General features: G+C 60.4%; 21 protein-coding genes. 5 read left to right on the plus strand and 16 right to left on the minus strand.

From position 1 onward, the window contains the following. From J4E00_RS00810 to J4E00_RS00825, 4 genes are read right to left on the minus strand one after another with little or no spacing between them, the layout of a single operon-like run. On the minus strand, positions 1-1,692 hold the full coding sequence (locus J4E00_RS00810) for a hypothetical protein (protein WP_208173106.1): 1,692 nt from the start codon (positions 1,690-1,692) through the stop codon (positions 1-3). Then, positions 1,689-2,186 (minus strand): hypothetical protein, encoded by a 498-nt coding sequence (locus J4E00_RS00815; protein WP_208173107.1) that lies wholly within the window; start codon positions 2,184-2,186, stop codon positions 1,689-1,691. Before J4E00_RS00815 ends, J4E00_RS00810 begins: the two co-directional genes overlap by 4 nt. Before the next feature lie 43 nt (positions 2,187-2,229). Next, complete coding sequence (locus tag J4E00_RS00820; RefSeq protein WP_208173108.1) at positions 2,230-2,727, minus strand: hypothetical protein; 498 nt, start codon at positions 2,725-2,727, stop codon at positions 2,230-2,232. Between the two features lie 51 nt (positions 2,728-2,778). Then, positions 2,779-3,456 (minus strand): recombinase family protein, encoded by a 678-nt coding sequence (locus tag J4E00_RS00825; RefSeq protein WP_208173109.1) that lies wholly within the window; start codon positions 3,454-3,456, stop codon positions 2,779-2,781. Between the two features lie 201 nt (positions 3,457-3,657). Here J4E00_RS00825 and J4E00_RS00830 point away from each other — a divergent pair, with 201 nt between their 5' ends. Next, positions 3,658-4,020 (plus strand): hypothetical protein, encoded by a 363-nt coding sequence (locus tag J4E00_RS00830; RefSeq protein WP_208173110.1) that lies wholly within the window; start codon positions 3,658-3,660, stop codon positions 4,018-4,020. Positions 4,021-4,036: 16 nt separating this feature from the next. Here the strand turns inward: J4E00_RS00830 and J4E00_RS00835 are convergent, their stop codons facing one another. Beyond that, positions 4,037-4,423 carry a hypothetical protein gene (locus J4E00_RS00835; RefSeq protein ID WP_208173111.1) on the minus strand — a complete coding sequence of 129 codons (387 nt, stop codon included), beginning with the start codon at positions 4,421-4,423 and terminating at the stop codon, positions 4,037-4,039. Positions 4,424-4,459: 36 nt separating this feature from the next. Here J4E00_RS00835 and J4E00_RS00840 point away from each other — a divergent pair, with 36 nt between their 5' ends. Then, the gene (locus tag J4E00_RS00840) at positions 4,460-5,089 is read left to right on the plus strand and encodes a hypothetical protein (protein ID WP_208173112.1); all 630 of its coding nucleotides are present in this window, start codon (positions 4,460-4,462) and stop codon (positions 5,087-5,089) included. A 9-nt stretch (positions 5,090-5,098) separates the two neighbouring features. On the opposite strand, the gene J4E00_RS00845 is transcribed toward J4E00_RS00840, so the two are convergent. The 3 genes from J4E00_RS00845 to J4E00_RS00855 all read right to left on the minus strand — a co-directional run bounded on the left by J4E00_RS00845 (position 5,099) and on the right by J4E00_RS00855 (position 7,404). Next, positions 5,099-5,377, minus strand: a complete 279-nt coding sequence (locus J4E00_RS00845; RefSeq protein WP_208173113.1) for a hypothetical protein — start codon at positions 5,375-5,377, stop codon at positions 5,099-5,101. A gap of 27 nt (positions 5,378-5,404) precedes the next feature. Then, positions 5,405-6,784, minus strand: coding sequence for a hypothetical protein (locus J4E00_RS00850; RefSeq protein WP_208173114.1), 1,380 nt, complete (start codon positions 6,782-6,784; stop codon positions 5,405-5,407). A 272-nt stretch (positions 6,785-7,056) separates the two neighbouring features. After that, positions 7,057-7,404 carry a hypothetical protein gene (locus tag J4E00_RS00855; RefSeq protein ID WP_208173115.1) on the minus strand — a complete coding sequence of 116 codons (348 nt, stop codon included), beginning with the start codon at positions 7,402-7,404 and terminating at the stop codon, positions 7,057-7,059. A gap of 128 nt (positions 7,405-7,532) precedes the next feature. On the opposite strand from J4E00_RS00855, the gene J4E00_RS00860 reads away from it, so the two are divergent. Further along, on the plus strand, positions 7,533-7,844 hold the full coding sequence (locus J4E00_RS00860) for a hypothetical protein (protein WP_208173116.1): 312 nt from the start codon (positions 7,533-7,535) through the stop codon (positions 7,842-7,844). Between the two features lie 12 nt (positions 7,845-7,856). Here the strand turns inward: J4E00_RS00860 and J4E00_RS00865 are convergent, their stop codons facing one another. Genes J4E00_RS00865 through J4E00_RS00895 form a run of 7 tightly spaced genes read right to left on the minus strand, consistent with a single transcriptional unit; the run spans position 7,857 to position 9,944 of the window. After that, a complete protein-coding gene (locus J4E00_RS00865) occupies positions 7,857-8,249 on the minus strand; it encodes a hypothetical protein (protein WP_208173117.1) in 393 nt (130 codons plus the stop codon). Beyond that, positions 8,249-8,536, minus strand: a complete 288-nt coding sequence (locus tag J4E00_RS00870) for a hypothetical protein (protein WP_208173118.1) — start codon at positions 8,534-8,536, stop codon at positions 8,249-8,251. The genes J4E00_RS00865 and J4E00_RS00870 overlap by 1 nt, the downstream gene beginning before the upstream one ends. Further along, entirely contained in the window at positions 8,529-8,819 is a 291-nt protein-coding gene (locus J4E00_RS00875) for a hypothetical protein (RefSeq protein ID WP_208173119.1), read from the minus strand. The genes J4E00_RS00870 and J4E00_RS00875 overlap by 8 nt, the downstream gene beginning before the upstream one ends. Before the next feature lie 19 nt (positions 8,820-8,838). Further along, positions 8,839-9,114, minus strand: a complete 276-nt coding sequence (locus tag J4E00_RS00880; protein WP_208173120.1) for a hypothetical protein — start codon at positions 9,112-9,114, stop codon at positions 8,839-8,841. 13 nt (positions 9,115-9,127) lie between these two features. Next, a complete protein-coding gene (locus J4E00_RS00885; RefSeq protein WP_208173121.1) occupies positions 9,128-9,511 on the minus strand; it encodes a hypothetical protein in 384 nt (127 codons plus the stop codon). 11 nt (positions 9,512-9,522) lie between these two features. Then, on the minus strand, positions 9,523-9,747 hold the full coding sequence (locus J4E00_RS00890) for a hypothetical protein (RefSeq protein ID WP_208173122.1): 225 nt from the start codon (positions 9,745-9,747) through the stop codon (positions 9,523-9,525). After that, positions 9,744-9,944 (minus strand): hypothetical protein, encoded by a 201-nt coding sequence (locus J4E00_RS00895; RefSeq protein ID WP_208173123.1) that lies wholly within the window; start codon positions 9,942-9,944, stop codon positions 9,744-9,746. The genes J4E00_RS00890 and J4E00_RS00895 overlap by 4 nt, the downstream gene beginning before the upstream one ends. Positions 9,945-10,248: 304 nt before the next feature. Between J4E00_RS00895 and J4E00_RS00900 the strand changes: the two genes are divergently transcribed. Both J4E00_RS00900 and J4E00_RS00905 read left to right on the plus strand, forming a co-directional pair. After that, positions 10,249-10,572: a hypothetical protein gene (locus J4E00_RS00900; protein WP_208173124.1), complete on the plus strand. Its 324-nt coding sequence runs from the start codon at positions 10,249-10,251 to the stop codon at positions 10,570-10,572. 196 nt (positions 10,573-10,768) lie between these two features. After that, positions 10,769-11,761: a hypothetical protein gene (locus J4E00_RS00905; protein ID WP_208173125.1), complete on the plus strand. Its 993-nt coding sequence runs from the start codon at positions 10,769-10,771 to the stop codon at positions 11,759-11,761. A gap of 63 nt (positions 11,762-11,824) precedes the next feature. Here the strand turns inward: J4E00_RS00905 and J4E00_RS00910 are convergent, their stop codons facing one another. Continuing rightward, positions 11,825-13,105, minus strand: coding sequence for a hypothetical protein (locus J4E00_RS00910; RefSeq protein ID WP_208173126.1), 1,281 nt, complete (start codon positions 13,103-13,105; stop codon positions 11,825-11,827). Between the last annotated feature and the right edge of the window lie 31 nt (positions 13,106-13,136).

Consider the following 13,136-nt stretch of genomic DNA (forward strand, 5'->3'; position numbering starts at 1 on the left):
TCAGAAACGGGCGTAAGCAGTCGGGTCAAAGGCGTAATCAAATTCCAGCGTCATCCCGCGCAGGGGCGGCTCGTCGCCGCCCACGGCCAGGCTGCGCTTGGGCCAGGCCAGCGGCAGCACGCCCAGGCGCGGGTGCACCTGCCAGATTTCCCGGGCCAGCACCAGCTCCTGCAGCCAGGCCTGCTCGGCGGCCGTGAGCCAGCCGGTGGCCAGCTTCAGCTTGCGCAGGGCCTGCACGTCGAAGGTCAGGCGCGTAGGGGCGGCGCGGCCGTCCGTGGCCAGCGGGGGGCGGTCCACGAGCGTAGCGGTGGCCTCCAGTGTGCCGTCGAGCCGGCCTTCGGCGCGCAGCGTGTCGAGGCAGCCAAAGGAGTTGGTAAAGCACACGTAGCGGCTGCGCTCGGTTTCGGCCACCATCGGGTAGGATACCAGCGGGCTCAGGGACTCGCCCTGGGCCGTGTAGAGGCCCACGCTCACCGAATCGGTATTCGGGCGGGGCTTGACCGGAATGGCCAGCAGGCGGAAGGCCGGCCCGCGCCCGGCGCTCAGGCTCACCGATTCGTCCTCCACCAGCGGCGTGCCGCCGGCAAAGCCGGTGCGCACGTAGCTCCGGCGCACGGTGAGCGCGGCCGGCGAGCCGGCGGGGCACAGCCAGAACAGCCACTGCGGCTGGGCGGGCGTGAGCGCCTGGCCGGCGGGCTGCCAGGTGAGAAACGGCGGCTGGGCGTAGGCGTCGAGCCGGTAGGTGAAGTAGTCCAAATGCCGCCACTCGGCCGGCAGCGCCCCGCGCAGGGCCGTGCGCAGCGGCCCGGTTTCGTAAGTGGCCACGCGGCCCGGCACGAGCACGGCCGTGCGCACGAAGTAGTTGACCAGGTTGGTGCGGCACACCTGCACCTGGCCGGCGGCCGCGCCCATGGGCGGGGCCACGGGCTGGAGCAGCGGCCAGAGCAGCGAGTCGAGGCGGGTGGCCACCACGCCGGTGGCGCTGGCCTGCTTCTGCGAAACGAACACCCGCGTGAAGTCGTCGGCCCCGTGGGCGCTTTCGGCCCACAGCTCGACCAGCACCGTGGCCCCGGCCGGGGCCGGCACCTGGCACCAGCGCGGCTGGCCCACCAGGTCCACGCCCTCGGGCGCGCCGGTGGGGGGCTCGACCGGCGGCAGCGGGTCCACCACAAAGCGCACGCTGCGCCGGCAGCTGGCCAGCCCGTCGTCGCGCACGTCGGCCTGGTGCGCGCCCGGGGCCACGTTATAAAAGAACGGGCTCAGCTGCTCCGGCCCGCCGTCGAGGCGGTAGCGGGCCCGGCCGTTGACGCCGGTGGCCACGACCTCGGCCGTGGTGCCATCGACCGAGGTGGTCTGGGTGACGCTCAGCACCAGGTCGCAGGTGAGCGGGTCCGTGGGCACGAAGCCGCAGCTCAGGCTATCTTCCTCCTCCTCGATGGTAAAGCCGCCGGCGCCGTCGTGCACGTAGCCCAGGCGCGTGGTGCCCGAGCACTCCGACCAAAACTCGCCCACGAAGCTGAAGCCGGCGGGCGGGTAGGCGTTGTAGGAGCCCGTTTCCTGCTCCACCTGCCGGCTGTCGGTGTTGAAGCGGTAAAAGGTGTAGGTGGTGATGGTCGTCGAGGCCTGCGGGTTTTCGGGGTCGTCGTAGACCGTTTCCGAACTGTAGGCCTCCTTGATGGTGATGTAGCTCATGCGCCCTGCCCTCCTTCCGGTGCCCATTTCGTGGCATCGTAGCGCACATCGGGGGAATATTCGGCCAGTTCAAACTCCAGCCGCCAACCGATTTCGTTATCGACCGTCAGCGTGGCAATGGGCTCCAGGTCCCGCTCGTTGAGGCTGAAGCTGAACTTACGGGCCTTGCGGTCCTTGAGCAGGTAGCTAATCACCTGCAGCGCGATGGCCTCGGCCTGGGCCCAGCCGGCGTCCTGCTCCGCGTAGTCGTCGGCCGGCACCTTTTGCAGCACCACAAACGCGCACTTGCGCTTGCCCAGCGGGGCGGTGCCGTCCTTTTCCTCAAAGCCCAGCGTGGGCGTTTCCAGCCACAGGCACGGGTACGTGAGCTTGCTGCGCGAGCCGGCGATGATGCGCCCGGTCGCGCCGTGCACGAAGCTGCCGGCCAGGGCCAGGTTGGCGGCCGCCAGCCGGCGGAAATAGTCAATGAAGTCGGGGAGCTTTTCTGATTCCATAAACCAAAGGAACACCGCTCCCCTACCCAGATTTAGGACGCAACTAGGCTTCTGGAAAGTCCGAAAACAGGTCTTCGCCAGCTGGGCGGCCCCCACCTCCGCGCAGGAGCTTGTCCTTGTAGTCACGGTAGATTTTGCGCAGCATCTCCAAATCGGCATCGCTGGGGTTGATGTCGTAGTACTTGCAGAAGCTGCGCAGGGCCAGCCGCTCGTTTTGCGTGGCCACCACCTGGCCTTTCACCCACTGGATGAGCTGCTGATTGAAGAACTTCTCCAGCATCTCGCCAATCTGCCGGGCGGATTCCAGCGTGAGCGAGTAATGCCGTAGGGCCGTGGGCAGCGTGAGCTGCACCACCGGGCCTTCCTGGTGCTCCTTGCGGTTGAGCTGGCGAAAGGGGTGCTTCTCGATTTTCATGCGCACCACCCGGCCCATGAAGGTGTTCTGATGAATCGCCCAGGGCTGCTCGGCGCCGAATTCTTGCAGAAGGAACTGGCGCACATGGGGGCGCACCGGGATGGCGTAAACAGTGGGGGTGCTCACAAAAAGAGAAGTAGAAGTTTTGGCAAAGATTCAACCGCTAAACGCCAGTATTTAGGACGAAAGTGCGCCGTCGCCGGTAGGATTTTGCGACGATAAAGCAGCCTTCACTTTGAGCACTGTATTCGTCGAAACGTTGGCTAACTCAGCAATATCGCGTACCACCAGCGCACTTTGCAAATGTTTGACCACTTTCGGATATTTAGCTAGCAACTTCTCCCTATTTTGGACAGATCCGGTAGGCCGGCCCTTCTGTGCGCCGGCCGCGAAGGCCACGGCCTGGCCGCTCCGGATGCGGTGGCTGGTGCGTTCGGATTCCAGCTCGTCTACTTCCATGAGCACCGACATCACCAGGCGCGCCATCGGGTTCACCTTGCCATCGGGCAGCAGGTAGCCCAGCTGCAAATTGAGGGCAAACACCGACACGCCCAAATCGCCCAGCTGTTCGACCACGGCCCGCGTTTCCCGGGCCCGCCGGCCCAGGCGGCTCATCTCCGTGACGAGCACCATCCGGATGCGGCCGGCCTTGGCCAGGCCCAGGAGCTGGTCGAGGTCCGGCCGCTTGGCCCGGGCGTTGCGCGAGCCGCTGAGCTTCTCGGCGATGGTGGCCACCACCTGGTAGCCCGAGCGGTCGGCGTGGCGCTGGGTGTCCACCAGCTGCCGGCCGAAGTCCTGCGCCTCCTTGCTCACCCGGGCGAAGAGGGCCACCGGAATTGCGTCGTGTTGTCTCATAAAAAGTATTTCCCAAAACCACCCCGAAAACGGCCGTTTCCAGGGTGTTTTTCGGATTCAGAAAATGTTGCTCGAAAACCACTAGGTTTTTCTGAGACAACGGCCGCGGAAACGGGCGACCGAACTCGTGAACAAATATACTTTGTAATTCAAAGTACTTCACAATACCTTTGCCGGCAGTACCACTTTTTCTTCTGGCTTATGGCTTTTTCTTTTTTCCGGTGCGGCTGCTGCGCCCTGTTGAGCGTGCTGCTGGTTGGCTGCACCGACCCCAAAGCCTTTCGGGTGGAAGGCCCCAGCACCGAGGGGCACGGGTCGAGCCAGGCCAAACAACTCAACTACACGGTGTACAACTTCGCCCCTACCGACTCCTGCTACCAGGTGCTGCGCAACATGGCCTACAGCGGCGTTGTCGATGATGGCAGCAGCGGCACCTTCCAAGTCACCTTTACCGACGCCACCACCAAGCGTACCCTGATGTGGCAGACCATGGAGGTGTACCCAGATTTGCTCTTTCAAAACAAGCAGCCCGTCATCACCAGCACGTACGGTGGTTACCGATGAGCGGCAAGCAGGGAGGCTAGCGGGAAGCCGGGAAGGTGATAAGCGATTCCAGGTTCAGGCTTTTCTGCTGCACCTTGCCCAGCACCACCAAGCCCGACGTGGCCTGCGGCTGCACGTGCAGCATGAGGGCCACCAGCTCCTCGGCCTTCAGCCGGAAGCGCCGCGGCCGCTGGCGGGGCGGGCCGATGGCGTTGGCCTCGCGCTGCGCCAGGCGATAGAGCCGCTGGCCCACGCGCTGCAGCGCCGGCAGGGCCAGGAACAAGTTGCCGTCGACGGGCCGGGGCGTCGGGCGTTGCGCGCCCATGGCGACGTGGCGTAGCACGTCGCCAATCTGCCAGTACAGCTGACGGGCCTCGCCGTGCTCCAACTCGATGAGTTGGTCGAGGTGTGCGAAGTGATGCATTGTATTTTCTTGTTAACCATTTCAGCTGCTGCCTTTATGAATAAAATCGTTAAATGGGTGCTCATCAGCGTTGGTATCATCGGTGGCACCTTAGCCGGGCTGTATTTCCTCTTCCTACTGGCCCTGGGGCACGCCATGGGGGCTTTTGACCGCACGTACACGAAAGCAGACCTCATCGAACACTACGAGGCCAAAGCACCAGAACTGCGGGCGCTGAGCACCTATGTCAACGCCAGGGTGCCGGCCCATGCGTCGGTCGAGATTGAATTTGACGGGACGCGCACCATCCCCATCTTTCACGTCAAGGCCCGGGGGGTGCATTCCAACAACTGGGATGTGGCGTGGGATTCGCCCAAAGCCGATACCCTGCTGCAGCAACTGGGCTGGACGCGGCAGACGCTGACGAGCCTACAGGCGAGACTGGACCGGGCCGGGTGCATTTCCGTCAGCAGCGGCGAGCCCTGTAACATTGGCTATCAGCGCAGTGGCATGGGCAAGTTCTCGTACAACCTGTTCGCTCGTCCCATGAGCGACAGCGTGAAAGAGCAGTACAACCGCGGGTGTGTTTACTGCTTCTACAAGCCGGGCGTGGTCTTCGAGTACGGGGGCGGGGCCGTTGGACCGCAGTGCTTTCCCAGCGAACCGGTTGGCAGCAGCCGGCCCTGAAGCGCGGCCTCATACCACCCAGCCTTTGTTGCTCAAGAATTTGTGAATCTCCTCGTTGCGCTCCAGGTCGATGATGAGGGCGCTGGCCACCAGTTGCGGCCCCCACTTGTCAATCATGCGCTTGAGGCCCTCGATGCCGTACTGGCGGGGGTTGGCCACTGGGCGGTTGAAGTACAGCTCGCGGGCGAAGAAGGTGCGCCCGTCCTGGCCGGGGCCGGAGATGAAGTAGACGATGGCTTTGGTGTGCGGCTGCTGGCGCTGCCAGCTGGCCGAGAGTTCGGTCGTCATGGGGATTGAGATGAATGAGGTGAGCAATCAGGCCACGGCGGGCCGGGAAAAATGCTGGTAGAAGCGCTCCAGGGCCGGCGGGCCCAGTTGGCGCATTTTGGCTTCGTGGTAGCGGTAGAGCTCCAGGGTGGTCTTGGCCTGGGCCCGCTTCGGGGCCGTGCCCAGCGCGTGCTGACGCAGCTCGCGCCGGGCGCGGCGCAGCCCATCGGCCAAGGCCCGTTGCCCGCGGTGGGCCAGGTGGGTGGTGTACCAGGCCATCGTGCCCACGAAGCCTTTGGCGTTGGCGGCGTCGAAGTAGCCGGCGCCTTCCACGTGCTCGGCGTAGGGCATGGGCGGGTATTTGCCGGGGTTGCGGGCGAAGTAGCCGGCGGCCAGACCCAGCCGCTCCAGGGCCTGCTCGTGGTAGCGCTCCTGCTGGTGCAGGGGCCAGTCGGTCGGGAACCCGCCGTACACGCCGAAGTAGATGGCGTTCAGCGCCAGGCGCTGCTGCTCCTCGGTAAATAATTGGTTCAACGGGGCATATAACTCCTTTTGGGCGGCCCACCAGAACTCGAATACCATGTTTCGTTGGCGCGTCGCCAGCTTCGTTTTCGGCCCCTGCGGCGTCGTGGGCAGGTTTTTGGGCGCAGAAGGCAATACGGCGTCATTCGCGGCCCCGGTGCTCGTTTTCGTCGCTTGCGCGGCCTCCACCGGGCGGGCCGGCTGCCCCGTGTAGCCTGACGGTGTAGCCTGGTGTGCTTCCGGCCCCGTCTGGCCCCGTTGCGCAAGTAACTTATCCACTTGCCCGGTTTCTATTTCAGTAGCTTGAAGGGGTTCATGAACTCCTTTAGGCGGAAAGTTTGTGTCTTTCGGCGGCTGAAGCGCCGAAAATTCAGCGGCTTGAAAACGCGATTTTTGAGCCGTTTCGGTGGCTTTTTCGCCGGATTCCCACAAAAATTGGGGGTTTATCCACACGTAGTAGTCGTGCTTGCGGCCGCGGAACTGCATCTGGGTAATGATGCCGGCGGCCTTCATCTCGGCCAGGTGGTTGCGCACCGTGCGGCTGGCCACGCGCTTGCCGCGCACGTTGGTCCGGCAGATTTCCTCGCTGTTGGTGGCCACGGGGGGTGGCGTGGGTTCGGCCTCGACTGACGCCGCGTCGAGCAGCAGCGGCACCCGGCGCACCTCCCCCACGGCTTTCAGCGCTAGCCGGATGAAGGCCCAGGCCGTCTTTTCGGCTCCGTCGGAGAGGATGCTGCCGCGCACGGCATACGCTTCCGTACGGGCGGGCACCACAGTGCCGTCCTTGAGCGTGCGCGCCTTCAGCGTGCGGGTGCGGGTGGTTTTGGGAAGCGCGGCGCTGCGCCGGTCGATGTACTCGGACAGGGCAATGCGCGCTTTGGACGGGCAATAGGGAATTGGCAACATTCTGGGGAACGTGCGGGAAAAGGTGAATGGGAAAGTGAGTGGCGGCGCGCCGGGGCAGGGGCTGTTATCCCGGCTCCGGCGGCCGCCGGGTAGCGTTTCGGCTAGCCCAGTGCGCACCCGGCCGGCTTCGAGCCGGCATTGCCGTTGGCGACAAAGGATTTCCACCAGTGGAAAAACCAACGGGTCTTCTGTTAGACGACGGGGCGGCCGGCATATGCGGCAAAAGCCCGGGCGGGGCCCGGCCGGTGGCCAGGCGCGGGGACGGTGGCTTGTTATCCATTGTCCTGCCCTCCTATCTCCACGCTGCTGAGCACGGCCTGCACGCCCTTCAGGCGCGTGTTCAGGGATTCCAGGGTAAAGCGCAGGCCGGCTTCGGCGCCGGCATCGGGCGGCAAGTCGCCTGAGGCGTAGAGCGCCAGGTGCGTTTCGGCCGCTTCGAGGGCGTCGAGCAAGTCGCGCTGCTCCACGCGCTTCTGCTGCAGGCGCAGGGCATCGGGTTGGGGCAGCTGCGCGAGCGGCAGCAGGCGCACCGGCCGGCGCAGGTTGTGGCTCAGGGCCAGGACAAAGCCCACCAGGCCCTGGTCGGCGGGATTCGAGGTGTAGACGAAAATGGGCGTCATGGGCGCATGCGACGGGAAAAAGTGGAGAAGAATACCATATTGTGACGTGTAAGCGAGGCGCGAAGCCGCGCCGTAGTTTTGTTGACTTTCTGCCTATTTTGGCTGCGAACCCCTACCCTCCGCCCCGCATGCTCCCCTCCGCCACCTGCCACCAGCCCTTCCGGACCGCCGCGCACTCCACCTACTTCGGCTACCTGGTGCGGCTGTACCTGGCAGCCGGCACCGATGAGCTGCTGCCCCACCAGCAGCCCGCCGTCGACCAGCGCCTGCACGAGCTCTGGCGCCGGCTGCGGCTGGAAGAAGCCACCGCGCCCGGGTCCGTCCGGCTTGAAGGCCGGCTGGCCCACGCGCTGAGCTGCCCGACCTGCCGCGAGGCTGTGGGGCGCAGCGTGTCGCTGTTTGAAGCCCTGGGCCCGGCGGCCCTGAGCTGGGTGGCGTAAGGCGGGCATGGGCTACGAGGCCAGGCGCAAGGGGAACGCCGGGGCCGCCCCCGGCGAGCCCGGCAGCCCGGTGGCCGGCAGCGGCGGGGCCAGCTGCGTTAAGTCGTAGGCCTCGCCCCGGCCAAAGGCCAGCAGCGCCGGCCAGGGAATGCGCGGCTCGGCATCGCCGAAGGTGAGCACGCCGAGCTTGATGAGGTGCTTGCCCCGGCCCTTTTTGCCGTTTTTTATCCAGCGCTGCACCGCCGAGCGGCTCACCAGGCAATGCGCCATCACCTGCTCGATGGTGAGCAGCACCGTGGGCGCGGCGTCCGATGCGGCCGGGCGCTGGATGGCTTCGATGTGGCTGAGGATGCTGCGGAAGCAGTCATCGAGGTAGCCCACGGTGGGCAGGTCGTCGCGTTTCATCAGGCAGCTTGGGGAAGGAGCAGTTGAAAATTCTTGCGCTCGTCGGTCACGACGATTTCGCGGATGCCGGCGGGCAGCTCGTCCACCAGCCACATTTCGGCTTCGGTGTGCCCTTCCTCGTGCGCCGTGCGCAGGTTCAGGGGCATCGAGCCGTTGACGTACACATGCAGGTGGCCGGCCTGGTAGCAGTAGCCCAGGATGGGCTCGACCAGGGCCGCGCCGGCCGGCAGCGCCGACACGCGCAGGCGCTTGCCGGTGCGCGCATCGGTCAGCGAGACCTTAGGCACGGGAGTAGGCTTGCTGGGCGGTGAGGGGGGCCGGCGTGCGGCTGCCAATAAGGCTCCGGTGGCGGGCACGGCGGCGGGCTTCGCCAGCCACGCGCAGGGGCACTTCTTCGGCAAAGCGCGGCTGCTCGGCCACGAGTTCGGCGCCGAAGCGCTCCAGCTCGTCGAGGGGCACGAGCTTGATGAGCTGGTCGGGCATGTGCCGGGTCACGAGCTCGTGCATGTCGCGCATGCATGGCTTTTTGGCGGGGGCGGCCGGGGCTGGGGGGGCGGTGTTGAGATGCATGGAATGAGCTGAAAAAAGGTTAGGTAGTAGCAGGTTGAAAGAGGTCGGCTTTGGGCTGGGCTTCTTGCACGGGCAGCAAGTGGGCAGGCACTGCGTAGTCGGGCATGGAGTGCTCGATGAGGGCTAGCAAGTCGGGCAGCGAGGCCACTTTGCCCTGCTTGACGTGGTGCAGGCGCGTGCTGGCCGACTTGTGCTCGCGGCCGTAGCCGGCCCGGATGGCGCTGTCCACGGCCGAGGCAGGCATGGCTTCGCATACCTCCCCGAGGAGGTGGTAATATTTCTGCTTGTCCGTCATAATGAAGCAGGCGTTAAAGTGAGGAAGCGTAAGTGTGGGCTTTGACCAATTGAGCAGCCCGTTGCTGGGCATCGACCAGTGAGGTACTGCGGCCCAGCAGCCAGGTCAAATCATCGGGTGCGTCGAGTTGTAGGGCTGAGAGAATCCACTCCACCCGCTTCGTAGTGATGCGGCACAGGCTGCCGAGCAGGCGGCTACGCTCGCCGGCCAGCGTGAGGCTGACGCGGTAGGTCCAGCGCTCGGGCGAATCCCACTCCCCTGCTACGCCGGGATACTGGTAGGGGCGCTCGGGCTCATCGAGCCGGAAGCCAGCCGCCACCAGTACGTCGGCAAAGGGAGCCAGACGGGCGTCGTAGTCCGGATGCGGCAACAGGAAAATGGGGCGGGGTGCGGCCATCGAGTGTGGAATTAGGAGGTAGCCGGCAGCAACTCGGCCGGAATTTGATAGTTGGGCAGTCCATAGCCGATGAGTGCCACCAAGTGCGTCAGATTCATCACCCGAGCGATGCGCACGTTGTTGAGCATGGTGGTCGAAGCCGGATAGCCAGCCCGCACGGCAGTATCCACGGCGCTACTGGGCAGGTCTTCGATGACTAGGGACAGCAGCCGCAGATATTTCTGGCGCTCCGTCATAGTTGGGAAACCGTTTTTGGTGCGGCTGCACCCTGCTCTGTAGCCCCGGCACTCCCGGCCTGGAAACCGTCGTTGAGCCCAGCTTTGTAATCATCGCTGATAGCCCGTACGGCCGTTTTATTGCGCTTGAACTGTGCTTCTCCAAGCTGGGCCTTCGCGTAGACTTGGGCGGCTTTGTTGAGTTCTCTGGCTTTCATCGGGTGGCGTATTTGACAACTTTCACGGCCAGTTTCGTTACTTGCCGCTCTCGTCGTACAAACATACGGCATCGAACTATAAATAGCCCACTAATCACGGTCTTTATATAGACCAAAAGCATCAAATAAAGTGCAAGAGACTATAAATGAGCGTATAAAATTTCTGATTGACTCTCTCAAAATGAGCGTCAGAGCTTTTAGCGCAGCTCTAGATACTCCTGCCAGTACTACCAGAAACTATCTGGACAAGGGAACCAAGCCTAGCACGGACTATATAGAGCGCATAGCAGAGCACTTCAGTACAGTGAACCTACACTGGCTTATTACCGGTCAGGGCGAGCATTTCCTTTCTGACTCATCAGCCAGCACCACGCAGACTGGAAATTTCAACCAAGCTGGCAACAGTAATAAGCAAACGATAAAAGGCAACAAAGGAGGCGTACAGGCCAACAGCGGCGGCAATAACACCATTAACAACGTCGAACTAAGCAACTGCAAGCGTGACCTCGCCGCCGCCATCAAGGAAGTGGAGCTACTCCGGCAGCAGCTCACGATGGCCCAGGCGCTGCTGGAGGCCAAGGAGGAAACGCTCAGCCTGCTACGGGCGGGGCACAACAGGCAGAACTAACCCTATTCCTTTTCAGCAAAAAGCCCATACAGATAGCTGTATGGGCTTTTTGCTATTCAGCTGTACACAAGTACGCCAGATAAAACCAGGTATGAATACCTGTTTTACAAATCAGGTATTCATACCTGTATACAGTACAGTACATTTTCGGATATTTAACCTGACGGTAATCTGCTGTTCGTAAACCTATTCGGGTATGCCCAACAAAAAAAGAATCTTAAAATCCGAGAGTTTCCTTTCCCGTTTTTTCAGAAAGCCAGGGGAAGAGTTCCGCGTAGGAATACTGTGGGAAGACTACCTCAAAAGCGACGCTTTGAAGGAGTACAGCCTCCCGCAAACATTTACCGAGGACAAACAAGTGGTGCCTTCCGCCAAAGGTGGCGCCACCAAGGCCAATCAAAAGGGTAAAGAAGTTAGAAAACAGCCTGAGGAAAAGAAGACCCGGGTTGTTCATATCTCATACATCAACAAACACGGCACGCACGTAGAATTTGACCGGGATTTCAACTCCTACGTTCGGGTGTTGCTGCACAAGTACAACATGCACTTCACCTTCAAAACAAATGAGCACCGGCAGCAAGTAGTGGTATCACCTCCCCTAACGTTCACCAACGAACAGGGAACAAACATGATGAACACTCATGCCATCAACCTGTTTCTGGAAGTTTTCGGCGAGTTCGAAGTGTTCGACGCAGCCCTCAACCCAGCAATTCCTTTTAACAAGCGCTACGAGTACGATTTTCTTCCCAAGGGCACTTTGGTTCGGGGCGACACCGAGAAAATCAACGACGTCATTGACTCAGTTCGCAACTATGTGAAAGACCCCCAAGAGTCTGAAGCCTTCGCAAAGCGCCTGTTTACCATCACCGAATACAAGCCCGATTTGCAAGGCCGCGGCCCTGCTGGATTCTTCGGCTACATCGTTCTCGGATTCAAAAACCGCGGCATTGTCATCCTGGAGTCGATGTACAAAGGCGATGCCACTTACGTCTTCGATGAGAGAGACTACGAGAAAACCATCGTGAAAAGCAAGCAGGAAATCTTGGATAATAAATTACACTTGGAACGCTTCATCCACTACGACAATTGGGAGGAGAAAATACGCACCTACTTGGCCTCCTTCGGCGTGAAAGACGAAGATGACGAAGGCGTTGCAGGTGATGAGGACGCAACACCAGTTACGGCATAAGCTTTACTTCAACAAAAAGTCCCTGCAGAATTTGCGGGGACTTTTTGCTTATTATTAATTATACTAATCGGCAAGACTAGGGAGAAACTCTGGCAAATCCCAAGCCCTAGCTTGTACGATAGCCACAAATTCTGCTTTTTTAGACGCATTACGACGAAATAGTGCTTCTAAACTTCGCCCTAAGCGCTGATGGGTTTTCGTTGAGTATATTTCACAGAGACGTTCTACAACTTGTTCACTCAACGCGTATTTCTCTACAAAAGCCGTCAGAAGCTGGTAACGGTCATGAGCCCATTGCCAGTTATCTATTTCTTTCTGCTCAAAGGCAATTGTTTCTATTGCCCGACCAAATCCTGCATTTTGCAATGCATAATGTTCACCTGGCTCCTCTGTGTATTCTCTGAGACCACTTATAGCAACTTTATGTGCTTCTTCAAGCTGGCCCGCCGGAATCATATCACTCGCTAGCATAGCCGCATAAATTGCCAATTTATTGTTGCACTGGCTGAGTTTGGTCATCCAAAACTCACGAACCTCTTCTAGTGTGTAATCTAGCCGTGTTATAAATCCAGGCGTGTGCTTCAAATGCCTAAGCAAGAGTGGCTGCCGCTGGTTTTGCTTTAGATAAGCAATTAAGGTTTCATCAAGGTCTGTATTTTGTAGAGCAAGTATTTTGTTTATAAAAATGCTTAGCCAGTCTCTATACCAAGCATCCGGTGCTTGGGCAACCCGGCGAAGCGCTTCGTTCCAAAAAGTTGGCAAATCCTTTAGGTCAACCGTAGAGCTAATCTGACTTATCAAATGGGTGACATCCTCCCCTGCTGGAGTGTAGACCGGGTCATAATGCCGCTCAATTCTATTGAGCAGCGCGTACATACCTCCTTCAACGGTAATTTTAGATAGCTTTCCTTCTAAAAAGCTCCAGAAAGCGTCTACGTGAAAGCCCGTTATCTCATTGCTCTTCGCGTGAGCGCAGTCATTGCGGCGGTCTTTCCAATACTTAATTTCAGTTCGCAGCCCATCGTGAATGGCAAAAACAGGGTCTTTCAACTTGTTAGGGTCTTTATTTCCTGTCTGTTGTGTTGCGTCGAATACGGCTTTTTCCCATTTATCATCGTTTAAAATATCGAAATTCAACTGTTTCCATTGCCCTTCTGGATAATTAGCTGGCTTTTCAGCTCCTGCAATCCGCTCTTTAAGAGCAGTCATGAATCCCAAGTAAGAGAACAGTAGAGCGGCCCGGTAAGCCTCTGCCTTATAACATTTCACTGCGTCAACGAACAGTGGCTCTACTCCACGGCCCACATTCGCTCTTTCGAACCATTTCTCGATTTTTAATTTCATAACATTTTACAAGAATTGAGGCGCAATTAGT

Source organism: Hymenobacter negativus (assembly GCF_017571495.1).
GTDB lineage: Bacteria > Bacteroidota > Bacteroidia > Cytophagales > Hymenobacteraceae > Hymenobacter > Hymenobacter negativus.